The sequence below is a fragment of the Leclercia sp. EC_58 genome, assembly GCF_019584355.1.
Lineage (GTDB): Bacteria > Pseudomonadota > Gammaproteobacteria > Enterobacterales > Enterobacteriaceae > Enterobacter.
In genome coordinates this window covers 887,849-910,749 of record NZ_VDAM01000001.1, presented here as the reverse complement: position 1 = coordinate 910,749, position 22,901 = coordinate 887,849, and the positions used below count along the sequence as shown (strand labels likewise).

Genomic DNA, 22,901 nt, shown 5'->3' with positions numbered 1-22,901 from the left:
TTACGCACCACGCCTTCAGTAGCGGAGCAGGAAGGACATCTGATGGAAATGGAAGCCACGCAAGCACCTTAAAATCACCATCATACACTAAATCAGTAAGTTGGCAGCATTACCCAAAGGTGGTATTTTTAATGTCGAACATTAACGGCTCTATTCCATTAACCCTGACATTTTCCATCATTATACGGAAATATTCCTCTTCCTGACCATTATAATTTATACGGAAAAACTTAAGCTCTGCTTGCTTAAATTTTTGACCAGTAGATACGCCTTTATAAAGGTAAGGCGATGAGCTATCAATTTCTTTGATTAAAGCAAAGTCACCATGGATACGTTTGCCAGTAATTTTACCTGTAAGGTTGTCCGTGGGAAGATCGACAGAATGCATAAACTCTATAATCTCAATGCTTCCTTCTCTTCCTTGTATATCAACTGAACCTTTAACCTGATTTCCTGTATGGTCTGTTAACCAAAGATATATCGGTATAGCCATCCTGTAACCTCCTGTTTGGCAAGTAATATGAATGCCAGCGTACGCCCCGCATACAGGAGAGAAAAGCATAACTGTATGGTTAATTTCCTAAAACGTTTTTAATTTATGATGGCTCACAAAATCAGGGGGGCGATTGTTATTTAAATAGTAATCCTCTCTGTAGTATATATAAATACATGTTTATATTGCTGGGATTAATAACCATGGATTGTACGCCCGGCAGACGTGCCGGGCGTAAGGGTATTATTTTTTGATGCCGTACTGCGCAAACCAGGCCAGCATCCGCTGCCAGCCATCCTTCGCTGACTCTTCGTGATAGCTCGGACGGTAATCGGCATTAAATGCATGTCCCGCTCCCGGATAGACCACAATCTCCGCCGTTGCGTTCGCCGCCCGCAGGGCATGACGCATCGTCTCGACGGTATCCAGTGGGATGCCGGTGTCTTCGGCGCCATAGAGCCCCAGTACGGGGGCGTTTAAATCGGTAGCAATATCGACAGGGTGTTTTGGTGAATTCAGGGTTTTCTCGCCGACCAGTTTGCCATACCACGCCACGGCTGCTTTCAGCTGCGGGTTATGGGCGGCATAGAGCCAGCTGATCCGTCCGCCCCAGCAGAAACCGGTCGCCAGCAGACGATGGGGATCGCCACCGTTGCGCGCTGCCCAGTTGGCGACGTGGTCAAGATCCGCCAGCACCTGCGCGTCCGGCACTTTACTGACCAGGTTGCTGAACAGGGTAGGGATGTCGCTGTACTCGTTCGGATCGCCCTGACGGAAGTAGAGCTCCGGCGCGACCGCCAGATATCCTTCCAGCGCCAGGCGACGGCAGATATCGCGAATATGCTCATGTACGCCGAAAATTTCCTGAACCACGATGACGATCGGCAATGCCCCTTGCGCATTTTTGGGCCGGGCATGGTAAGCGGGCATATTATCGCCCTGGGTCGGAATCGAGGTCTCCCCGGCGGTAATCGCCTCGTCGGGGGTAGTGACAACGGTTGAGGCTTGCAGATCAGCAGCAGGGGCAAATCCAGATGTTCCAGTCATGGCATTCTCCGTACCAATTAGCGCAAAAGTAAATATAGTCCGCAGGTTAACAATCCACAGTGCCCGAAACAGGCTATCTTTTGTGCAACAGATAACGATATAAGTCGTTAATGTGATGTTAATCACTATTTCATGGTAATTAACTGCAATCAATTTCATTCGCGGTGATGTCTATCACGAAATGAAGCCAGTTCCTTCGGTAAAGTACCGCTTTGCTTCTGCTGACAAACTGACCCACAGAGGAGTTTTCTATGTCTAAGTCTGATGTTTTTCATCTCGGCCTCACTAAAAACGATTTACAAGGGGCTACGCTCGCTATCGTCCCTGGCGATCCTGAGCGTGTGGAAAAGATCGCCGCGCTGATGGATAAGCCGGTTAAGCTGGCAGCCCATCGCGAATTCACGACCTGGCGGGCAGAGCTGGATGGTAAAGCGGTGATCGTGTGCTCAACCGGTATCGGTGGCCCGTCTACCTCTATTGCCGTCGAAGAGCTGGCGCAGCTGGGCATCCGTACTTTCCTGCGTATCGGTACGACCGGTGCGATCCAGCCGCATATCAACGTTGGCGACGTGCTGGTCACCACGGCGTCTGTACGTCTGGACGGTGCGAGCCTGCACTTTGCCCCGATGGAATTCCCGGCAGTAGCCGACTTCGAATGCACCACCGCGCTGGTGGAAGCAGCAAAATCCGTTGGCGCAACCACCCACGTTGGCGTCACCGCCTCGTCTGACACCTTCTACCCGGGCCAGGAGCGTTATGACACCTTCTCCGGTCGCGTGGTCAGCCGTTTCAAAGGCTCGATGGAAGAGTGGCAGTCCATGGGCGTTATGAACTATGAAATGGAATCTGCTACGCTGCTGACCATGTGCGCAAGCCAGGGTCTGCGTGCCGGTATGGTCGCGGGTGTCATTGTGAACCGTACCCAGCAAGAGATCCCGAACGCCGAGACCATGAAGCAGACCGAAAGCCACGCGGTGAAAATCGTGGTGGAAGCGGCCCGCCGCCTGCTGTAATTACTCCTTTTCTTTGCCAAAGGCCGACCCGTTCGGCCTTTTTCTTTGCGTAGCCCCTCGCAGAAAACCCTTTTCAAACTGGACGTTTATACAGCACAATTCTATTTTGTGCGGGTCATACCTTGATGCAGGGGGCGTCGTGGATATTTCCATCCTTTTTTATGTCGTTATCGCGCTGGTCAGCGTCGGCGTGGGCTGGTTGTTCGCCAGCTATCAGCATGCGCAGCAAAAAGCCGATCAGCTGGCCGAACGTGAGGAGATGGTGGCTGCCTTAAGCGCGCTGAAACAACAGGCGGCGCAAAGCGGACACTGGCGCGACGAGTGCGAGCTACTCAATAACGAACTGCGTAATCTGCGGGATATCAACACCTCGCTGGAAGCCGACCTGCGCGAAGTCACCACCCGCCTTGAATCCACCCAGCTGCATGCGGAAGACAAAATCCGCCAGATGATGAACAGCGAACAGCGCCTGAGCGAGCAGTTCGAAAACCTGGCCAATCGCATCTTTGAACAGAGCAACCGCCGTGTTGACGAGCAAAACCGCCAGAGCCTGAACGGTCTGCTGACTCCCTTGCGCGAACAGCTGGACGGTTTTCGTCGCCAGGTGCAGGACAGCTTTGGCCAGGAGGCGCGGGAGCGACACACGCTGGCCCATGAAATTCGCAATCTCCAGCAGCTAAATGCCCAGATGGCCCAGGAGGCGATCAACCTGACCCGCGCGCTGAAAGGCGACAATAAAACCCAGGGTAACTGGGGCGAAGTGGTGTTGACCCGCGTACTGGAAGCCTCCGGCCTGCGTGAAGGGCATGAATATCAGACCCAGGTCAGTATCGAAACAGAATCCCGCGCGCGGATGCAGCCGGATGTTATTGTCCGCCTGCCGCAGGAGAAGGATGTGGTCATCGACGCCAAAATGACGCTGGTGGCCTACGAGCGTTACTTCAATGCCGAGGACGACTACACCCGCGAGACGGCGTTGCAGGAGCATATCGCCTCGGTGCGTAACCACATTCGTCTGCTGGGGCGTAAAGATTATCAGCAGTTACCCGGCCTGCGTTCGCTTGACTACGTGCTAATGTTTATCCCGGTTGAACCCGCCTTCTTACTGGCGCTGGACCGTCAGCCGGAGCTGATCTCCGAAGCGCTGAAAAACAACATTATGCTGGTGAGCCCGACCACGCTGCTGGTGGCGCTGCGTACCATTGCGAATCTGTGGCGCTATGAGCACCAGAGCCGCAATGCTCAGCAGATTGCCGATCGCGCCAGCCGGTTGTACGACAAAATGCGCCTGTTCGTCGATGACATGTCGTCCGTTGGGCAGAGCCTGGATCGCGCCCAGGATAATTACCGCCAGGCGATGAAAAAGCTGGCCTCCGGGCGCGGCAACCTGCTGGCTCAGGCCGAATCGTTCCGTAGCCTTGGCGTGGAGGTAAAACGCGAGATTAATCCGGATTTAGTCGAGCAGGCCACCGCGCAGGATGAAGAGTACCGGTTGCGTGGCGAGGGCGATGTTCAAAAGACAAACAATACGTTAGCAGAAGCACACGCGTCGGCAGACCTGTAGGACGTTATTCCTGGGGTGGTTGAATCGTAGGGCAAATTCGCCCAATCTGTTACACTTCTCGTACATTTGATTGATAAGCAGGCTCTGAGATGGTTGAAGATTCACAAGACACAACGCACTTTGGCTTTCAGACTGTCGCTAAAGCGCAGAAAGCTGACATGGTGGCCCACGTATTCCATTCCGTGGCGGCGAAGTACGATGTAATGAATGACCTGATGTCATTCGGCATTCATCGCTTGTGGAAGCGCTTCACTATTGATTGTAGCGGCGTACGTCGTGGGCAAACGGTGCTGGATCTGGCGGGCGGGACCGGCGACCTTACCGCGAAATTCTCGCGTCTGGTAGGGGAAACAGGCCGCGTTGTGCTGGCTGATATCAACGACTCCATGCTGAAAATGGGGCGTGAGAAACTGCGCAATCTCGGTGTGGTCGGCAACGTTGAGTATGTCCAGGCGAACGCCGAGGCGCTGCCTTTCCCGGATAACACTTTTGACTGCATCACCATCTCCTTTGGTCTGCGTAACGTCACCGATAAAGAGAAAGCACTGCGTTCCATGTACCGCGTGCTGAAACCGGGTGGACGCCTGCTGGTGCTGGAGTTCTCGAAACCGATTATTGAACCGCTGAGCAAAGCGTACGACGCTTACTCTTTCCACATTCTGCCGCGCATTGGTGAAGTGGTTGCTAACGACGCCGACAGCTATCGCTACCTGGCGGAGTCCATCCGTATGCACCCTAACCAGGACACGTTAAAGGCCATGATGCAGGATGCGGGCTTTGACAATGTTGATTACTTCAACATGACCGCGGGCGTTGTTGCCCTGCATCGCGGGTACAAGTTCTGAGTGGAGGTGGCCGATGCCGTTTAAACCCTTGATCACAGCCGGTGTTGAAAACGTACTCAATACCTTTCTGTATCGCTCGCCCGCGCTCAAAACGGCACGCCAGCGACTGAACGGTAAAGTGCTGCGTGTGGTGGTAAAAGAGTTTTCGACCCCGCTGGTGCTGGTATTCAGCGAGCGTCAGCTCGACGTGCTGGGCGAGTGGGAGGGCGAGGCTGACTGCTCTGTTATCACCCATATAAGTACGCTGCCTAAACTGCGCGATCGCCAGCAGCTCACCGCCCTGATCCGTAGCGGTGAGCTGGAAGTCGAAGGCGATATCCAGGTGGTACAAAACTTCGTTTCGCTGGCTGACCTGGCGGAATTTGATCCGGCAGAACTGCTGGCTCCCTGGACAGGCGATATTGCCGCAGAGGGGATCAGTAAAGTACTGCGCGGCGGTGCTTCATTGCTGAAAAAAGGTTTTCAGCGTCAGCAGCGCTATGCTGCGGAGGTGCTTACTGAAGAGTGGCGCATGGCCCCCGGGCCGCTGGAAGCAGCATGGTTTGCAGAAGAAACCGCCGCGGTTGAACGTTCGGTGGATGCACTGACTAAAAGGCTTGAAAAGCTGGAGGGCAAATGACGCCAGGTGAAATTCGGCGCCTCTATTTTATCATCCGCACCTTTTTGAGCTACGGGCTCGATGAGTTGATCCCTCGAATGCGCATTACCTTGCCGCTGCGCCTCAGGCGGCTAACGCTATTCTGGATGCCAAATCGCCATAAAGACAAGCTGCTCGGTGAGCGGCTGCGGCTGGCGTTGCAGGAGCTGGGTCCGGTATGGATCAAGTTCGGCCAGATGCTCTCGACCCGCCGCGATCTCTTCCCCCCTCAGATTGCCGATCAGCTGGCTCTGCTGCAGGATAAAGTCGCCCCGTTCGATGGCCGGCTGGCAAAGCGGCAGATCGAAAAAGCGATGGGTGATATCCCGGTGGAAAGCTGGTTCGATGATTTTGACATCCAGCCGCTGGCTTCGGCCTCTATCGCTCAGGTTCACACCGCGCGGCTGAAAGAGAACGGCAAAGAGGTGGTCATTAAGGTGATCCGCCCGGACATTCTGCCGATCATCAGAGCCGACATGAGACTCATCTACCGTCTGGCTCGCTGGGTGCCGCGTCTGTTGCCTGATGGCCGTCGCCTGCGTCCGATGGAAGTGGTGCGTGAATATGAAAAGACGCTGATTGATGAGCTAAATTTGCTGCGTGAATCGGCGAACGCCATTCAGTTGCGCCGCAACTTTGAAAACAGCCCGATGCTGTATGTGCCGGAAGTCTACTCCGACTATTGCAGCCAGGACATGATGGTGATGGAGCGCATCTACGGCATCCCGGTATCGGACGTCGCGACCCTCGAAAAGCAGGGCACCAATATGAAGCTGCTGGCCGAACGTGGCGTGCAGGTCTTCTTTACACAGGTGTTCCGCGACAGCTTCTTCCATGCCGATATGCACCCGGGCAACATCTTCGTTAGTTACGAGCACCCAGAAGATCCGCAGTACATCGGCATTGACTGCGGTATCGTCGGCTCGCTGAACAAGGAAGATAAGCGCTATCTGGCTGAGAACTTTATCGCTTTCTTTAACCGCGATTACCGTAAAGTGGCTGAACTGCACGTCGACTCCGGTTGGGTTCCACCGGACACCAACGTCGAAGAGTTTGAATTCGCCATTCGTACGGTTTGTGAGCCCATTTTCGAGAAACCGCTGGCGGAGATCTCGTTTGGCCATGTACTGCTGAACCTGTTTAATACCGCCCGACGCTTCAATATGGAAGTGCAGCCACAGCTAGTTTTACTTCAGAAAACATTACTTTACGTTGAAGGGGTGGGGCGGCAACTCTATCCTCAGTTAGACTTATGGAAAACGGCAAAACCGTTCCTTGAGTCATGGATCAAAGACCAGGTTGGGCTGCCCGCGCTGGTCCGCTCCCTGAAAGAGAAAGCGCCTTTCTGGATCGAAAAAATGCCCGAACTGCCGGAACTGGTGTACGACAGTTTGCGTCAGAGCAAAAACTTGCAACATAGCGTAGATAAAATCGCTCGCGAGTTGCAGACCAATCATGTGCGTCAGGGCCAGTCCCGGTATCTGTTTGGCATAGGCGCCACGCTGTTGTTAAGCGGCACGCTATTGCTGATCAACCGTCCTGACTGGGAGTTGATGCCCGCCTGGCTGATGGCCGGTGGAGTGGTGGTCTGGCTGGCAGGATGGCGTAAAACACGCTGAATTGCATCGCTATCGCAGGGCCGCATAACGTATAATGCGGCCTGATTAATTTATCATCTACAACTGAGGAAGAAGTATGGGTGGTATCAGTATCTGGCAATTGGTGATTATTGCCGTCATCGTCGTGCTGCTTTTCGGTACCAAAAAACTGGGTTCTATCGGTTCCGATCTTGGTGCCTCCATCAAAGGCTTCAAGAAAGCGATCAAAGATGATGACGAGAAGCAGGACAAATCCAGCCAGGACGCGGATTTCACTGCTAAATCTATCGCCGATAAACCAGACGACGTCAAAAAGGAAAATGCTAAACGCCACGATAACGAGCAGGTGTAATCCGTGTTTGATATTGGTTTTAGCGAACTGCTGCTGGTATTCGTGATTGGCCTCATTGTACTGGGGCCACAGCGTTTACCGGTGGCAGTAAAAACAATTGCAGGCTGGGTGCGCGCGCTGCGTTCGCTTGCGACAACGGTTCAAAACGAACTGGCGCAGGAGCTTAAGCTGCAGGAGTTTCAGGACAGCCTGAAAAAAGTGGAGAAGGCGAGCATGGATAACCTGACGCCGGAACTCAAAGCCTCCATGGATGAACTGCGCGAAGCGGCGGAATCCATGAAGCGCTCCTACAGCGTTAACGACCCGGAAAAAGCGAGTGATGAAGCCAACACCATTCGCAATCCGCTGGTCAAAGATAACGAAGCGCAGCACGAAGGCGTGACGCCTGCTACCGCAGAACACCAGGCCAGTGCGCCCGAACAGACGCCTTCAGAGCCGGTGATCAAAAATTCAGAACCGACGCCAGCGTCCGCAGAGAAGAAGCCTGCCCCCGTCGCTGATGCGTCCCCGTCGTCGAGTGATAAAGCGTAAATATGGCAGTAGATGACACTCAACCGCTGATTACGCACCTGATCGAGCTGCGTAAGCGCCTGCTGAACTGCATTATTGCGGTCTTCCTCATTTTTATAGGCCTGTTCTATTTCGCCAACGACATCTATCAGGTGGTCTCTGCGCCGCTGATTAAACAGATGCCGCTGGGGGCAACCATGATTGCGACCGATGTCGCGTCGCCCTTCTTCACGCCGATTAAGCTGACCTTCTGGGTTTCGCTGATTGCCTCTGCCCCGGTGATCCTTTACCAGGTCTGGGCCTTTATTGCCCCTGCGCTGTATAAGCATGAACGCCGTCTGGTGATCCCGCTGCTGGTCTCCAGCTCGCTGCTGTTTTATATCGGCATGGCCTTCGCCTACTTCGTGGTCTTTCCCCTGGCCTTTGGCTTCCTGGCAAACACCGCGCCGGTAGGGGTTCAGGTCTCGACGGACATCGCCAGTTATCTGAGCTTTGTGATGGCGCTGTTTATGGCCTTCGGCGTGGCGTTTGAAGTGCCGGTTGCCATCGTGCTGCTCTGCTGGGTGGGGATCACCACGCCGGAAGACTTACGTAAAAAACGGCCATACATTCTGGTGGGTGCCTTTGTCATTGGCATGCTGCTAACGCCGCCGGATGTCTTCTCGCAAACTCTGCTGGCAATCCCGATGTATTGCCTGTTTGAGGTCGGCGTCTTCTTCTCGCGCTTCTATATTGGAAAGCGACGTGAAGATCACGAGGAAGAGTCAGAAGAATAAAACCAACCGCCCGCCAGGGCGGTTGTCATATGGGAGCGAGTATGTTTGATATCGGTCTGAACCTGACCAGCCCGCAGTTTGCCCAGGATCGCGATGAGGTCGTTACCAGGGCCTTTGCTGCCGGGGTAAAGGGCTTACTGCTGACAGGGACCAACCTCCATGAAAGTCAGCAGGCGCAGCAGCTGGCGCAACGTTACGATCGCTGCTGGTCAACGGCAGGCGTTCATCCTCACGACAGCAGCCAATGGACGACAGAGAGCGCAGCCACGCTGCGGGCGTTAGCCGCCTCGCCTGGGGTGGTGGCAATCGGAGAGTGTGGTCTCGACTTTAATCGCAATTTCTCTACCCCCGCCGAGCAGGAGCATGCCTTTAGCGCCCAGCTTGCACTGGCCGCGGAGCTGGGTATGCCGGTATTTATGCACTGCCGTGACGCTCACGAACGCTTTCTGGCGCTGCTGGAACCCTGGCTGGATAAACTGCCCGGCGCGGTGCTGCACTGTTTTACCGGCACGCGTGAAGAGGCGATAGCTTGCCTGGATCGTGGATTGTATCTGGGGATCACCGGCTGGGTATGTGATGAACGACGCGGGCTGGCGCTACGCGAGCTGCTGCCGCTTATTCCTGCCGAGCGCCTGCTGATTGAGACCGATGCGCCGTACCTGCTGCCGCGCGATCTCAGCCCTAAACCGGCCTCACGGCGTAATGAACCGGCTTATCTGGGACATATCATTGAACGGGTCGCCCACTGGCGCGGCGAAGAGACGCAGTGGCTGGCTGCGCAGACGGATGACAACGTGCGTCGTCTGTTTGGCGTTGAATTTTAAACTTTGCGGAAACTGGTGTTTTTCACGCTCTGCTTCACTTCTTTATTCAGTAAGTTCAGCAGCAGCATGGAGCGGGCTTCCCCATCCGGCTCAGCGAAAATCGCTACCAGCCCTTCGAACGCCCCTTCGGTGATCACCACATCATCGCCGGAGAAGGGCGTATCAGGATCGGTCATGCCTTCTGGCTGTTTATAAACCGAGAGCTGGTGGATGACGGAAGAGGGCACCGTGGCCGGATGAATGCCAAAGCGCACGAAGTGACTGACACCGCGCGTCGCACTGATGGTGGTGGTGTGGATCACTTCAGGGTCGAATTCAACAAACAGATAGTTCGGGAACAGTGGTTCACTGACGGTTGTGCGCTTACCGCGAACCATTTTTTCCAGCGTGATCACTGGCGTCAGACAGTTCACCGCCTGACGTTCCAGATGTTCCTGAGCACGCTGAAGTTGCCCACGCTTGCAATACAGTAAATACCAGGCCCGCATAATGACTCTTTTCCGCTTGTTATGCCGGCAAGCATATCAAAACCCTGGCGGGATCGCTAAGCTGATTATAATGGCCGTACGCAGAAGAAGCCGTGAATCTTCACGCTAATTTAACAAAAATACAGCATCACGCAGTCTTACGCCGTATAATGAACCGCATACAGAGAGAGCTTGACTAACTGCATGAAATACAACGATCTACGCGACTTCCTGGAACTGCTGGAAAAGCAGGGCGAACTCAAACGCATTACCCTGCCTGTCGATCCTTATCTGGAGATGACAGAGATTGCCGACCGCACCCTGCGTGCCGGTGGGCCCGCGCTGCTGTTTGAAAACCCGAAAGGCTACACCATGCCGGTGCTCTGTAACCTGTTTGGCACACCCAGGCGTGTGGCGATGGGGATGGGGCAGGAAGATGTCAGCGCGCTGCGTGAAGTGGGTAAGCTGCTGGCTTTTCTGAAAGAGCCTGAGCCACCAAAAGGTTTTCGCGATCTCTTTGATAAGCTGCCGCAGTTTAAGCAGGTGTTGAACATGCCGACCAAACGGCTGCGCGGCGCGCCCTGCCAGCAGAAAATTGTGGAAGGGGATGCGGTCGATCTGACCCGGATTCCCATCATGCAGTGCTGGCCAGAAGACGCCGCCCCGCTGATCACCTGGGGTCTGACCGTGACGCGCGGTCCGTACAAAGAGCGGCAGAACCTCGGGATCTATCGTCAGCAGCTCATCGGTAAAAACAAACTCATTATGCGCTGGCTGTCGCACCGCGGCGGCGCGCTGGATTTCCAGGAGTGGTGCGCAGCCCATCCGGGCGAACGCTTCCCGGTCTCCGTGGCGCTGGGTGCCGATCCGGCCACCATACTCGGCGCAGTGACGCCGGTGCCAGACACGCTGTCGGAATATGCCTTTGCCGGGTTACTGCGTGGCACCAAAACCGAAGTGGTGAAGTGCGTTTCTAACGATCTGGAAGTGCCCGCCAGCGCTGAAATCGTCCTCGAAGGCTACATCGAGCCAGGGGAGTTGGCCCCGGAAGGGCCGTATGGCGACCACACCGGCTATTACAATGAAATAGATAACTTCCCGGTATTTACCGTGACCCACATTACCCAGCGGGAAGATGCGATTTACCACTCCACCTATACCGGCCGTCCACCAGATGAACCTGCCGTACTGGGCGTGGCGCTCAACGAAGTGTTAGTGCCGATCCTGCAAAAGCAGTTCCCGGAGATCATTGACTTCTATCTGCCGCCGGAAGGGTGCTCTTATCGCCTTGCGGTAGTAACCATTAAGAAGCAGTATGCGGGTCACGCTAAACGGGTGATGATGGGCGTATGGTCTTTCCTGCGCCAGTTTATGTATACCAAGTTTGTGATCGTTTGCGATGATGACGTCAACGCCCGCGACTGGAATGACGTGATCTGGGCCATTACCACCCGTATGGATCCGGCACGCGATACGGTCTTAGTCGAAAACACGCCAATTGATTACCTGGATTTTGCCTCGCCGGTTTCCGGTCTTGGCTCAAAAATGGGACTGGATGCCACCAATAAATGGCCCGGCGAAACCCAACGTGAATGGGGGCGACCGATCAAAAAGGATCCTGAGGTGACTGCGCGAATTGACGCGATCTGGGATGAACTGGCCATAATGAATAACGGTAAAGACGCCTGAATGCGCCCGTTATGCCCTATAGACTTCCCGACAGAGAGAGCGAATGACAACCTTAAGCTGTAAAGTGACCTCGGTAGACGCTATCACCGACACTGTATATCGCGTCCGTTTAGTACCTGAATCGGCGTTCTCCTTCCGCGCTGGCCAGTATTTGATGGTGGTGATGGATGAACGGGATAAGCGCCCTTTCTCAATGGCCTCCACGCCGGATGAGCAAGAGTTTATCGAGCTGCACATTGGGGCGTCAGAGCTCAACCTGTATGCGATGGCGGTGATGGATCGCATTCTGAAAGAGAACGTGATTGAAGTTGATATGCCTCACGGCGAAGCCTGGCTGCGTGATGACGAAGAGCGTCCGCTGATCCTGATTGCCGGCGGTACCGGTTTCTCCTACGCGCGCTCCATTCTGCTGACGGCGCTGGCGCGTAACCCGGACCGGGATATCACCATCTACTGGGGTGGCCGCGAGTCGAAGCACCTTTACGATCTGTCCGAGCTGGAAGCGCTGAGCGTGACCCATCCAAACCTGCGCGTTGAGCCGGTGGTGGAGCAGCCGGAAGAGGGATGGCGCGGCCGCAGCGGCACCGTGTTAACGGCGGTACTGCAGGATCATGGTACGCTGGTAAATCACGATATCTATATTGCCGGTCGTTTCGAAATGGCGAAAATTGCCCGTGACCTGTTCTGCAATGAACGTGGCGCGCGTGAAGATCGTCTGTTTGGCGACGCGTTTGCCTTTATTTGAGACGAAAAAAACCCGCCCCTGACAGGCGGGAAAACGGCAACTAAAACTTTCCCCGTCATCATTCACACTGCCTCTTTGTTGGCTGCCTTTGCTCACCCCGGTCACATAGTTAACTATGTGACCGGGGATTCGCGCAGTTGCCGCCGCGATGCAACGCGAATGATTTAGGGGAATATTCTTCGATTACACCCTCTCAAATACCGTTGCGATCCCCTGACCCAGGCCGATACACATGGTCGCCAGACCAAACTGGGCATCTTTGCGTTCCATCAGGTTAATCAGCGTGGTGCTGATACGCGCCCCGGAACAGCCCAGCGGGTGACCCAGCGCAATGGCACCGCCGTTGAGGTTAATCTTTTCGTCGATCTGATCCATCAGGCCCAGATCCTTAATGCACGGCAGGATCTGCGCGGCGAAGGCTTCGTTCATCTCGAACACGTCGATATCGCTGGTGGAAAGCCCGGCTTTTTTCAGCGCCAGCTTTGAGGCCGGTACCGGGCCATAACCCATAATCGACGGATCGCAGCCCACTACCGCCATCGAGCGGATACGGGCGCGCGGCGTCAGACCCAGCTCGCGGGCGCGACTTTCGCTCATCACCAGCATGGCGGCAGCACCATCGGAGAGGGCGGAAGAGCTGCCCGCCGTCACGGTGCCGGTCACCGGATCAAAGGCCGGTTTCAGCGTAGAGAGCGCTTCAACGGTGGTTTCCGGGCGGATCACTTCGTCGAAGTAGAACTGTTTCAGCACGCCATCGGCATCGTGGCCGCCGGTCGGCAGGATCTCATTTTTGAAGGCGCCGGACTGCGTCGCGGCCCAGGCACGAGCGTGCGAGCGGGCGGCAAAGCTGTCCTGCATTTCACGGCTGATGCCGTGCAGACGGGAAAGCATCTCCGCCGTCAGCCCCATCATGCCCGCGGCTTTCGCCACGGTGCGGCTCATGCCGGGATGGAAATCGACGCCGTGGTTCATCGGCACATGGCCCATGTGTTCCACGCCGCCAATCATGCATACCTGCGCGTCGCCGGTCATGATCATGCGTGCCGCATCGTGCAGGGCCTGCATCGACGAACCGCACAGGCGGTTGACGGTGACAGCCGGTACCGAGTGCGGGATTTCCGCCAGCAGCGCGGCGTTACGGGCAATGTTAAAGCCCTGCTCCAGAGTCTGCTGCACGCAGCCCCAGTAGATATCGTCGAGCGCGGTGGCGTCCAGCGCCGGGTTGCGCGCCAGCAGGCTACGCATTAAATGTGCGGAGAGATCTTCCGCGCGCACGTTACGAAATGCGCCGCCCTTCGAACGGCCCATCGGGGTGCGAATTGCATCGACAATGACAACCTGTTCCATTGTGACTCCTTAAGCCGTTTTCAGTGCGCCAACCGGACGGGCAGGCTCAACCGGGGGATAGTACGCTTCGTTGTGACGCGCTTTGGCACGCAGACCTTCCGGGGCGTGATACAGCGGGCCGAGATGCTCGTACTGTTGCGTCATATCCAGATAGCGGGCGCTGCCGAGCGTATCCAGCCAGCGGAACGCGCCACCGTGGAACGGAGGGAAGCCCAGGCCATACACCAGCGCCATATCCGCTTCTGCCGGGCTGGCGATAATGCCCTCTTCGAGACAGCGCACCACTTCGTTGACCATCGGGATCATCATGCGGGCAATGATCTCTTCGTCGCTGAAATCGCGCTTCGCCTGGCTGACATCTGCCAGCAGGCTGTCCACGGTGGCATCTTCCTCTTTCTTCGGCTTACCTTTGCTGTCTTCTTTATAACGCCAGAAGCCGAGACCGTTTTTCTGACCGTAGCGATTCGATTCAAAGAGTGCGTCGATGGCATCGCGGTAATCTTTCTGCATCCGCTCCGGGAAACCAGCCGCCATCACCGCCTGGGCGTGATGGGCCGTATCAATACCCACAACATCGAGCAGATAGGCCGGGCCCATTGGCCAGCCAAACTGTTTTTCCATCACTTTGTCGATCTTGCGGAAATCTGCCCCGTCGCGCAGCAGCTGGCTGAAACCGGCAAAGTAGGGGAACAGCACGCGGTTGACGAAGAAGCCCGGGCAGTCATTAACCACAATCGGGGTTTTGCCCATCTTGCTGGCCCACGCCACCACTTTGGCGATCGTTTCATCGGAGGTCTTTTCTCCGCGAATCACTTCAACCAGCGGCATACGGTGCACCGGGTTAAAGAAGTGCATGCCGCAGAAGTTTTCCGGGCGCTTCAGCACACTGGCCAGTTCGCTGATTGGAATGGTAGAGGTGTTGGAGGCCAGCACAGTCTCCGGGCGAACCTTCTCTTCTGTCTCCGCCAGCACCGCTTTTTTCACTTTCGGGTTTTCAACTACCGCTTCGACGACCACATCCACGCGATCGAAACCGCTGTATTCCAGCGTCGGATGAATAGTGGAGATTACGCCGGAGAGCTTCAGACCGTCGATCTTGCCGCGCTCCAGCTGTTTGTTCAGCAGCTTGGCTGCTTCGGTCATGCCCAGCGTTAGTGATTTCTCATTGATGTCTTTCATCACCACCGGCACGCCTTTCCAGGCCGACTGGTAGGCGATGCCGCCGCCCATAATGCCCGCACCCAGCACCGCAGCCTGTTTTGGCGTCTCGACATTTTTGGTCAGCTGCTTCGCTTTGCCCTTCACGAACTGATCGTTGAGGAAAATACCCACCAGGGCACGCGCTTCGTTGGTGTGAGCCAGCGGAACGAAACTTTGGTTTTCTAATTTCAGTGCTTCGTCACGGCCCAGACGTGCGGCGGCTTCGATGGTTTTCACCGCGGTGATCGGCGCCGGATAGTGTTTACCCGCCGTCTGCATCACCATGCCTTTGGCGATGGTGAAACTCATGGTGGCTTCAATTTTACTTAAGTGCAGCGGCTCCAGTTTCGGCTGGCGTTTCGCTTTCCAGTCAAGATCGCCGTTAATCGCCTGGCGCAGTATCGCCAGTGCACCTTCATGCAATTTTTCCGGCTTAACGACGCCATCCACCAGACCGAGCTTTAACGCCTGATCGGCACTGACATCTTTACCCGCGGCGATAATTTCCAGGGCGCTATCGGCACCCAGCATGCGCGGCAGGCGTACCGAGCCGCCAAAGCCCGGCATGATGCCCAGCTTCGTTTCAGGCAGACCAATGCGCAGATCCGGTGTCGCCAGACGGTAATCGGTCGCCAGTACGCATTCGCAGCCGCCACCCAGCGCATAGCCATTGACCGCAGAAAGGGTCGGGACCGGCAGATCTTCCAGACGGTTAAAGACGCTGTTGGCGAAATGGAGCCACTGGCTCAACTGCTCCTGGGGTACCAGGAACAGCGAGAGGAATTCGGTGATGTCTGCGCCGACGATAAATGCCGCTTTTTCGGAACGCAGCAGCAGACCTTTTAAATCGGTTTGTTTTTCAAGAACGTCCAGCGCCTGGCCAAGGCTGGCCACGGTTGCGGTATCAAGCTTGTTCACTGAGCCGGGGGCGTCGAACACCAGTTCGGCAATGCCACCTTCCAGCCAGTCTACGTACAGGGTGTCGCCTTTGTAGAGCATGTCAGTCTCCTGAATCCAGCAATTGGATCTGGTCATACCAGATGAAACGGAGTGTGGGTTTTGTGTTAATGAAATGCAAATTAGTCATTAAATAATTGTAGGGCTGATCACGCTCGGCGAAGATCACGCAGCTTTTCTGAGGTGTGCTAAGATGCGGGGACTTGAGGTCAAAACGAAAGGAATAATGATGGACTCACTGGCCGCGCTCTACAAAAATCATATTGTTACGTTACAGGAACGTACACGCGACGTACTGGCTCGCTTTAAGCTGGATGCGCTGCTCATCCACTCCGGCGAACTGTTTAATGTCTTCCTTGACGATCATGCTTATCCCTTCAAGGTGAATCCGCAATTTAAAGCCTGGGTGCCGGTAACGCAGGTTCCCAATTGCTGGTTGCTGGTGGATGGCGTGAACAAGCCGAAACTCTGGTTCTACCTGCCGGTGGATTACTGGCACAACGTGGAGCCGCTGCCGACCTCATTCTGGACGGACGAGGTAGAGGTGATTGCCCTGCCGAAAGCGGACGGTATTAGCAGCCAGTTACCTGCAACTCGCGGCAACATTGCCTATATTGGCCCGGTGCCTGAACGGGCTCTCGCCATGGAGATCACAGCGGAAAACGTGAACCCGAAAGGGGTGATCGACTATCTGCACTATTATCGCTCCTATAAGACCGACTATGAACTGGCGTGCATGCGTGAAGCGCAAAAAACCGCGGTTAACGGCCATCGTGCGGCGCATGAAGCGTTCCTGTCCGGCATGAGCGAGTTCGATATTAACCAGGCTTACCTGACGGCGACCGGCCATCGTGATACCGATGTGCCTTACAGCAACATCGTGGCGCTGAACGAACATGCGGCGGTGCTGCATTACACCAAACTCGATCACCGTGCGCCGTCCGAAATGCGCAGCTTCCTGCTGGATGCTGGGGCGGAATATAACGGTTATGCCGCTGACCTGACTCGTACCTGGGCCGGAAATAGCGACACCGAGTTCGCTGCGCTTATCAAAGACGTGAATGATGAACAGCTTGCCCTGATCGCCACCATGAAAGCGGGCGTGAGCTACGTGGATTACCACATCCAGTTCCATCAGCGCATTGCGAAACTGCTGCGTAAGTATCAGATCGTCAGCGATATGAGCGAAGAGGCGATGGTGGAAAACGACCTTACCGGGCCGTTTATGCCGCACGGGATTGGTCATCCTCTGGGTCTCCAGGTGCATGATACCGCTGGCTTTATGCAGGATGATACCGGTACACACCTGGCGGCGCCGTCTAAATATCCCTACCTGCGCTGCACCCGTATTCTGCAACCGCGCATGGTGCTGACCATCGAGCCGGGCATCTACTTTATTGAGTCACTGCTGGCCCCGTGGCGTGAAGGACAGTTCAGCAAACACTTCAACTGGCAGAAAATCGAAGCGCTGAAGCCGTTTGGTGGCATCCGTATCGAAGATAACGTGGTGATCCACGAGAACGGTACTGAAAACATGACGCGAGATCTGAAGCTGGCGTAATGGAAAGCTGGCTCATACCGGCAGCGCCGGTCACCTTTACGGAAGAGATCAAGAAAAGCCGTTTCATCACGCTGTTGGCGCATACCGACGGCGTGGAGGCGGCGAAGGCGTTTGTAGAGTCAGTAAGAGCGGAACATCCCGACGCCCGCCACCACTGCGTGGCATGGGTGGCCGGGCCGCCTGACGACTCGCAAAAGCTCGGGTTCTCGGATGATGGTGAACCGGCGGGCACGGCGGGCAAACCCATGCTCTCTCAGCTCATGGGCAGCGGCGTTGGCGAAATCACCGCCGTCGTGGTGCGATACTACGGCGGCGTGTTACTGGGAACGGGCGGGCTGGTCAAGGCCTACGGCGGCGGCGTACAGCAGGCGCTTAATCAGCTGACGACTATCCGCAAAACGCCACTTACCGAATATACTTTATTGTGCGATTACGCCCAGTTATCCGGCATCGAGGCATTGCTGAAGCAGTATCAGGGCCTCATCGTACACAGTGACTACCAGGCGATGGTGCACTTGCGGGTGGCATTACCCCAGGCTTCGCTTCCGGCATTCTCAGCAAAACTGGCTGATTTTAGTCGTGGTTCGTTGCAATTACGGCCAATTGAAGAATAATCCCCACCCTACTTATTGAATACCAAAGGAAGCGGCAGAGATGCATTTTCGTGCCATAACCCGAATCGTTGGATTGCTGGTCATACTTTTCTCCGGGACGATGATCCTCCCGGGACTGGTAGCGCTTATTTATCGGGATGGTGCGGGCCGCGCCTTTACGCAGACCTTTTTCGTCGCGCTGATGATTGGCTCCCTGCTGTGGTGGCCTAACCGCCGTCAGAAAGGGGAGCTGAAATCCCGGGAAGGCTTCCTGATCGTGGTACTGTTCTGGACCGTGCTGGGCAGCGTGGGGGCATTACCCTTCATCTTCTCGGAACAGCCCAACCTGACTATCACCGATGCCTTCTTTGAATCCTTCTCCGGGCTGACCACCACCGGGGCTACCACGCTGGTGGGGCTGGACTCACTACCTCATGCCATCCTCTTTTACCGGCAGATGCTGCAATGGTTCGGCGGTATGGGGATCATTGTATTAGCCGTGGCGATTCTGCCGATACTGGGCGTCGGGGGGATGCAGCTCTACCGTGCCGAAATGCCGGGGCCGCTGAAAGATAACAAAATGCGCCCACGTATTGCCGAGACGGCCAAAACGTTATGGCTGATCTATGTGCTGCTGACGGTCGCCTGTGCGCTGGCGCTGTGGTTCGCCGGGATGCCAGCCTTTGATGCCATTGGCCATAGCTTTGCCACCATCGCCATTGGTGGGTTCTCAACCCATGATGCCAGCGTCGGCTATTTTGACAGCCCGACAATCAACACCATCATTGCTATCTTCCTGCTTATCTCCGGCTGTAACTACGGCCTGCACTTCTCTTTACTCAGTGGCCGTAGTCTGAAGGTCTACTGGCGCGACCCGGAATTTCGCATGTTCATTGGCGTGCAGCTGACGCTGGTGGTGATCTGTACCCTGGTGCTGTGGCTACACGATGTCTATGACTCGGCGGTCACCACCCTTAATCAGGCATTTTTCCAGGTGGTGTCGATGGCGACCACTGCGGGTTTCACCACCGACAGTATCGCGCGCTGGCCGCTCTTCCTGCCTGTGCTGCTGCTCTGTTCGGCCTTTATCGGCGGCTGTGCCGGTTCGACGGGCGGTGGCCTGAAGGTGATCCGCATCCTGCTGCTCTTTAAACAGGGGAACCGCGAACTTAAGCGCCTGGTGCACCCGAATGCGGTTTACAGCATCAAACTGGGCAACCGCGCACTGCCGGAGCGTATTCTGGAGGCGGTGTGGGGCTTCTTCTCTGCCTACGCGCTGGTCTTTATCGTCAGTATGCTGGCGATCATCGCGACGGGCGTGGATGACTTTTCGGCGTTTGCCTCCGTGGTCGCCACACTGAACAACCTGGGGCCGGGCCTTGGCGTGGTCGCAGACAACTTTGCCAGTATGAACCCAACCGCGAAGTGGATCCTGATTGCCAACATGCTGTTCGGGCGTCTTGAGGTCTTCACGCTGTTGGTTCTCCTGACACCAACATTCTGGCGCGAATAAGGGAGCCGTTTGTGAAAACATTAATTCTATTTTCAACGCGCGACGGGCAGACGCGGGAAATTGCCGCTTTTCTGGCTTCTGAGTTAAAAGAGCAGGGTATCTATGCGGATGTCGTCAATCTGAACCGCACCGAAGATATTGCATGGCAGGAGTATGACCGCGTGGTGATTGGCGCCTCGATTCGTTACGGCCATTTCCATCCTGCGGTGGATCGCTTCGTGAAAAAACACACGGCAACGCTGAATAGCCTGCCGGGCGCTTTCTTTTCTGTGAATCTGGTGGCGCGTAAAGCGGAAAAGCGTACGCCGCAAACCAACAGCTACACGCGCAAGTTTTTACTGAACTCACCCTGGAAGCCAACTGCCTGTGCCGTTTTTGCGGGCGCGCTGCGTTATCCGCGTTACCGCTGGTACGATCGCTTTATGATCCGCCTTATTATGAAGATGACAGGCGGCGAAACGGATACCCGTAAAGAGGTGGTCTACACCGACTGGTCCCAGGTCGCCAGTTTTGCCCGTGAAATTGCGCAATTAACCCGCAATCCGCGGCTTTAATAGTCGCACAGGTCGAAAAATAAGCGAACGGTAAACTTTTTAATATTTCTGCTTGTCACCGTCAGATAACTCCCTATAATGCGCCACCACTGACACGGAACAACGGCAAACACGCCGCCGGGTCAGCGGGGTTCGGTAAGAACCTCACGGAGAAAAGCGAAAATAAACGCTTGACTCTGAGGCGGGGAAGCGTAATATGCACACCCCGCGCCGCAGCGAAAAAGCGAAGCGGCACTGCTCTTTAACAATTTATCAGACAATCTGTGTGGGCACTCAAAGTGAGGCTGTAGCGCGGTGGTCCCACCTGACCCCATGCCGAACTCAGAAGTGAAACGCCGTAGCGCCGATGGTAGTGTGGGGCCTCCCCATGCGAGAGTAGGGAACTGCCAGGCATCAATTAAAGCCGAAAGCCCGTCCGCAAGGACGGGCTTTTTGCGTTTCTGCGCATTCTATCCCGTCTTTAAAGTTATCCCCCTAACCGATTCCATATACGGTAAACTATCCCGGTTTTTGCATCTGGATAGCGTCTATGAATCACTCCCTTAAGCCCTGGAATACCTTCGGTATTGACCGAAATGCCCGTCAGATCGTGCGGGCCGACGATGCGCAGCAACTGCTGGCCGCATGGAATCATGCCACGCAACACCACCTCCCTGTTCTTATTCTGGGCGAAGGCAGTAACGTTCTCTTCCTGGAAGACTTTTCTGGCACGGTGATCGTTAACCGCATCAGCGGGATTAAAGTTGAAGAGGCGCAGGATTGCTGGCGTTTGCATGTGGGAGCCGGGGAAAACTGGCATCGCCTGGTGCAGTTTACCCTTGAAAATAATATGCCGGGGCTGGAAAACCTGGCGCTAATCCCAGGCTGCGCGGGTTCATCCCCTATTCAGAACATCGGTGCCTATGGCATCGAACTCAAACATGTTTGTGATTATGTCGACTGTATCGAGCTGGCAACGGGCAACCCGCTGCGTTTAAGCGCGGAACAGTGCCGCTTTGGCTATCGCGACAGCATTTTCAAACATGAGTATCAGGATAAATATGTCATCGTTGCGGTTGGACTGCGCCTGACCAAAAACTGGCAGCCTGTCCTCACCTACGGCGATCTCACTCGTCTGGATCCTGCTACGGTCACTGCAAAAGAGATTTTCGACGCGGTTTGCCATATGCGAATGAGTAAATTGCCCGATCCGAAAGTGAACGGAAATGCCGGAAGTTTCTTCAAAAACCCGGTTATCTCCAGTGAAAAAGCCGAAACCTTACTCGCCGAGTGGCCGCTGGCGCCGCACTATCCGCAGGCAGATGGCAGCGTTAAACTGGCAGCGGGCTGGCTGATCGATCAGTGTCAGCTTAAAGGCACAACCTGTGGCGGCGCAGCGGTACATCGTCAGCAGGCCCTGGTGCTTATCAACGAAAACAATGCGACCAGCAGTGATGTCGTGCAGCTGGCCCATCAGGTGCGCCAGCGCGTGGGTAAGAAATTTGATGTCTGGCTGGAGCCGGAGGTGCGCTTTATCGGCCATCACGGTGAAGTTAATGCGGTGGAGGCCATTGCATGAAAGATCATACCGTTCCCCTGAAGCTGATCTCTGTTCTGGCTGATGGCGATTTCCATTCCGGTGAACAGCTGGGGGAACAGCTGGGAATGAGCCGCGCCGCCATTAATAAACATATTCAGACCCTGCGTGACTGGGGAGTGGATGTCTTTACCGTGCCGGGCAAAGGCTACAGCCTGCCGGAGCCGGTTCAGCTCCTGGACGAAGCCTTTATTAGCAGTCAGATCACCGACAACAGCGTTGCCGTTCTGCCGGTGATTGATTCTACCAACCAGTATCTGCTCGACAGGCTTAATACGCTGCACTCCGGTGACTGCTGCGTGGCAGAATACCAACAGGCGGGTCGTGGCCGTCGGGGACGTAAATGGTTCTCGCCTTTTGGCGCCAATCTTTATCTCTCCATGTACTGGCGTCTGGAACAAGGTCCTGCCGCTGCCATCGGCCTTAGTCTGGTGATTGGTATTGTGCTGGCAGAAGTGTTGCAGTCGCTGGGCGCTGACAAAGTGCGCGTGAAGTGGCCAAACGATCTCTATCTGAAAGATCGCAAACTGGCCGGTATTCTGGTAGAACTGACCGGAAAAACCGGTGATGCCGCGCAGATCGTAATGGGTGCCGGGATAAACCTGGTGATGCGCAATGTACAGGCCGAAGATATTAACCAGGGCTGGATCAACCTGCAGGAAGCAGGGATCGTTATCGATCGTAATGTCCTTGCCGTGCGGGTGATTAACGAGCTACGCCACTCGCTGAAAATCTTCGAACAGGAAGGCTTAGCCCCGTTCCTGCCTCGTTGGGAAAAGCTGGATAACTTTGCTCACCGTGCGGTGAAGCTGATCATTGGCGACAAAGAGATCTACGGCACGTCGCGCGGTATCAACGAGCAGGGCGCGCTGTTGCTGGAGCAGGATGGCGTGATTAAACCGTGGGTCGGCGGTGAGATTTCACTGCGCAGCGCCGAATAAATTGCGGGGAGCCGCGGGCTCCCCGGTTCTTCAGCTATACCGCCGCCAGCCCCCGTGCGAAGCGGCAACCAGAATAATCCCTAAACGCTTGGTTACACT

21 protein-coding genes, 1 rRNA gene and 1 pseudogene are annotated in these 22,901 nt (G+C 55.4%); 18 read left to right on the top strand and 5 right to left on the bottom strand.

Annotated features, from left to right (window positions below; all coding sequences use genetic code 11):
• Window positions 1–124: 124 nt before the first annotated feature.
• Window positions 125–493, bottom strand: a pseudogene (locus FHC51_RS04555) (Hcp family type VI secretion system effector); the annotation flags it as partial.
• 243 nt (window positions 494–736) lie between these two features.
• Window positions 737–1,540, bottom strand: a complete 804-nt coding sequence (locus FHC51_RS04550) for a dienelactone hydrolase family protein (RefSeq protein ID WP_114388232.1) — start codon at window positions 1,538–1,540, stop codon at window positions 737–739.
• Between the two features lie 251 nt (window positions 1,541–1,791).
• Here FHC51_RS04550 and udp point away from each other — a divergent pair, with 251 nt between their 5' ends.
• From udp to tatD, 9 genes are all read left to right on the top strand, one after another.
• On the top strand, window positions 1,792–2,553 hold the full coding sequence (gene udp / locus FHC51_RS04545; protein ID WP_045417628.1) for a uridine phosphorylase: 762 nt from the start codon (window positions 1,792–1,794) through the stop codon (window positions 2,551–2,553).
• Between the two features lie 139 nt (window positions 2,554–2,692).
• Window positions 2,693–4,117, top strand: a complete 1,425-nt coding sequence (gene rmuC, locus FHC51_RS04540) for a DNA recombination protein RmuC (RefSeq protein ID WP_114388229.1) — start codon at window positions 2,693–2,695, stop codon at window positions 4,115–4,117.
• Window positions 4,118–4,206: 89 nt separating this feature from the next.
• Window positions 4,207–4,962 (top strand): bifunctional demethylmenaquinone methyltransferase/2-methoxy-6-polyprenyl-1,4-benzoquinol methylase UbiE, encoded by a 756-nt coding sequence (gene ubiE, locus FHC51_RS04535; protein ID WP_103177424.1) that lies wholly within the window; start codon window positions 4,207–4,209, stop codon window positions 4,960–4,962.
• A 13-nt stretch (window positions 4,963–4,975) separates the two neighbouring features.
• The gene (gene ubiJ / locus FHC51_RS04530; RefSeq protein ID WP_220434985.1) at window positions 4,976–5,581 is read left to right on the top strand and encodes a ubiquinone biosynthesis protein UbiJ; all 606 of its coding nucleotides are present in this window, start codon (window positions 4,976–4,978) and stop codon (window positions 5,579–5,581) included.
• Window positions 5,578–7,218, top strand: a complete 1,641-nt coding sequence (ubiB, locus tag FHC51_RS04525) for a ubiquinone biosynthesis regulatory protein kinase UbiB (protein WP_220434984.1) — start codon at window positions 5,578–5,580, stop codon at window positions 7,216–7,218. Before ubiJ ends, ubiB begins: the two co-directional genes overlap by 4 nt.
• A gap of 76 nt (window positions 7,219–7,294) precedes the next feature.
• Window positions 7,295–7,549 (top strand): Sec-independent protein translocase subunit TatA, encoded by a 255-nt coding sequence (gene tatA, locus FHC51_RS04520; protein WP_103177421.1) that lies wholly within the window; start codon window positions 7,295–7,297, stop codon window positions 7,547–7,549.
• A 3-nt stretch (window positions 7,550–7,552) separates the two neighbouring features.
• Window positions 7,553–8,080, top strand: coding sequence for a Sec-independent protein translocase protein TatB (gene tatB, locus FHC51_RS04515; protein ID WP_103177420.1), 528 nt, complete (start codon window positions 7,553–7,555; stop codon window positions 8,078–8,080).
• Window positions 8,081–8,082: 2 nt separating this feature from the next.
• A complete protein-coding gene (gene tatC / locus FHC51_RS04510) occupies window positions 8,083–8,835 on the top strand; it encodes a Sec-independent protein translocase subunit TatC (RefSeq protein WP_220434983.1) in 753 nt (250 codons plus the stop codon).
• A 41-nt stretch (window positions 8,836–8,876) separates the two neighbouring features.
• Window positions 8,877–9,659: a 3'-5' ssDNA/RNA exonuclease TatD gene (gene tatD, locus FHC51_RS04505; RefSeq protein ID WP_220434982.1), complete on the top strand. Its 783-nt coding sequence runs from the start codon at window positions 8,877–8,879 to the stop codon at window positions 9,657–9,659.
• Here tatD and rfaH read toward each other — a convergent pair.
• Window positions 9,656–10,147, bottom strand: coding sequence for a transcription/translation regulatory transformer protein RfaH (gene rfaH, locus FHC51_RS04500; protein ID WP_114316438.1), 492 nt, complete (start codon window positions 10,145–10,147; stop codon window positions 9,656–9,658). The two genes, tatD and rfaH, sit on opposite strands and share 4 nt — an antisense overlap.
• A 183-nt stretch (window positions 10,148–10,330) precedes the next feature.
• Here rfaH and ubiD point away from each other — a divergent pair, with 183 nt between their 5' ends.
• Complete coding sequence (gene ubiD / locus FHC51_RS04495; RefSeq protein WP_114316439.1) at window positions 10,331–11,815, top strand: 4-hydroxy-3-polyprenylbenzoate decarboxylase; 1,485 nt, start codon at window positions 10,331–10,333, stop codon at window positions 11,813–11,815.
• A gap of 43 nt (window positions 11,816–11,858) precedes the next feature.
• Window positions 11,859–12,560 carry an NAD(P)H-flavin reductase gene (gene fre, locus FHC51_RS04490; RefSeq protein WP_103825360.1) on the top strand — a complete coding sequence of 234 codons (702 nt, stop codon included), beginning with the start codon at window positions 11,859–11,861 and terminating at the stop codon, window positions 12,558–12,560.
• Window positions 12,561–12,743: 183 nt separating this feature from the next.
• Here fre and fadA read toward each other — a convergent pair whose 3' ends face one another.
• Window positions 12,744–13,907 (bottom strand): acetyl-CoA C-acyltransferase FadA, encoded by a 1,164-nt coding sequence (fadA, locus tag FHC51_RS04485; protein ID WP_114388220.1) that lies wholly within the window; start codon window positions 13,905–13,907, stop codon window positions 12,744–12,746.
• A 9-nt stretch (window positions 13,908–13,916) separates the two neighbouring features.
• Window positions 13,917–16,106: a fatty acid oxidation complex subunit alpha FadB gene (gene fadB, locus FHC51_RS04480; protein ID WP_220434981.1), complete on the bottom strand. Its 2,190-nt coding sequence runs from the start codon at window positions 16,104–16,106 to the stop codon at window positions 13,917–13,919.
• Window positions 16,107–16,293: 187 nt separating this feature from the next.
• On the opposite strand from fadB, the gene pepQ reads away from it, so the two are divergent.
• The 7 genes from pepQ (at window position 16,294) to birA (ending at window position 22,802) form a co-directional block, all read left to right on the top strand.
• Entirely contained in the window at window positions 16,294–17,625 is a 1,332-nt protein-coding gene (pepQ, locus tag FHC51_RS04475; protein ID WP_220436650.1) for a Xaa-Pro dipeptidase, read from the top strand.
• Complete coding sequence (locus FHC51_RS04470) at window positions 17,625–18,239, top strand: IMPACT family protein (protein WP_220434980.1); 615 nt, start codon at window positions 17,625–17,627, stop codon at window positions 18,237–18,239. The genes pepQ and FHC51_RS04470 overlap by 1 nt, the downstream gene beginning before the upstream one ends.
• Window positions 18,240–18,279: 40 nt before the next feature.
• On the top strand, window positions 18,280–19,731 hold the full coding sequence (gene trkH / locus FHC51_RS04465) for a Trk system potassium transporter TrkH (protein WP_220434979.1): 1,452 nt from the start codon (window positions 18,280–18,282) through the stop codon (window positions 19,729–19,731).
• An 11-nt stretch (window positions 19,732–19,742) separates the two neighbouring features.
• A complete protein-coding gene (hemG, locus tag FHC51_RS04460) occupies window positions 19,743–20,285 on the top strand; it encodes a menaquinone-dependent protoporphyrinogen IX dehydrogenase (protein ID WP_114316446.1) in 543 nt (180 codons plus the stop codon).
• A 279-nt stretch (window positions 20,286–20,564) separates the two neighbouring features.
• A 5S ribosomal RNA gene (gene rrf, locus FHC51_RS04455) occupies window positions 20,565–20,677 on the top strand.
• Window positions 20,678–20,814: 137 nt separating this feature from the next.
• A complete protein-coding gene (gene murB, locus FHC51_RS04450; RefSeq protein WP_220434978.1) occupies window positions 20,815–21,843 on the top strand; it encodes a UDP-N-acetylmuramate dehydrogenase in 1,029 nt (342 codons plus the stop codon).
• Window positions 21,840–22,802, top strand: coding sequence for a bifunctional biotin--[acetyl-CoA-carboxylase] ligase/biotin operon repressor BirA (gene birA, locus FHC51_RS04445; RefSeq protein WP_220434977.1), 963 nt, complete (start codon window positions 21,840–21,842; stop codon window positions 22,800–22,802). The genes murB and birA overlap by 4 nt, the downstream gene beginning before the upstream one ends.
• Window positions 22,803–22,901: the final 99 nt, after the last annotated feature.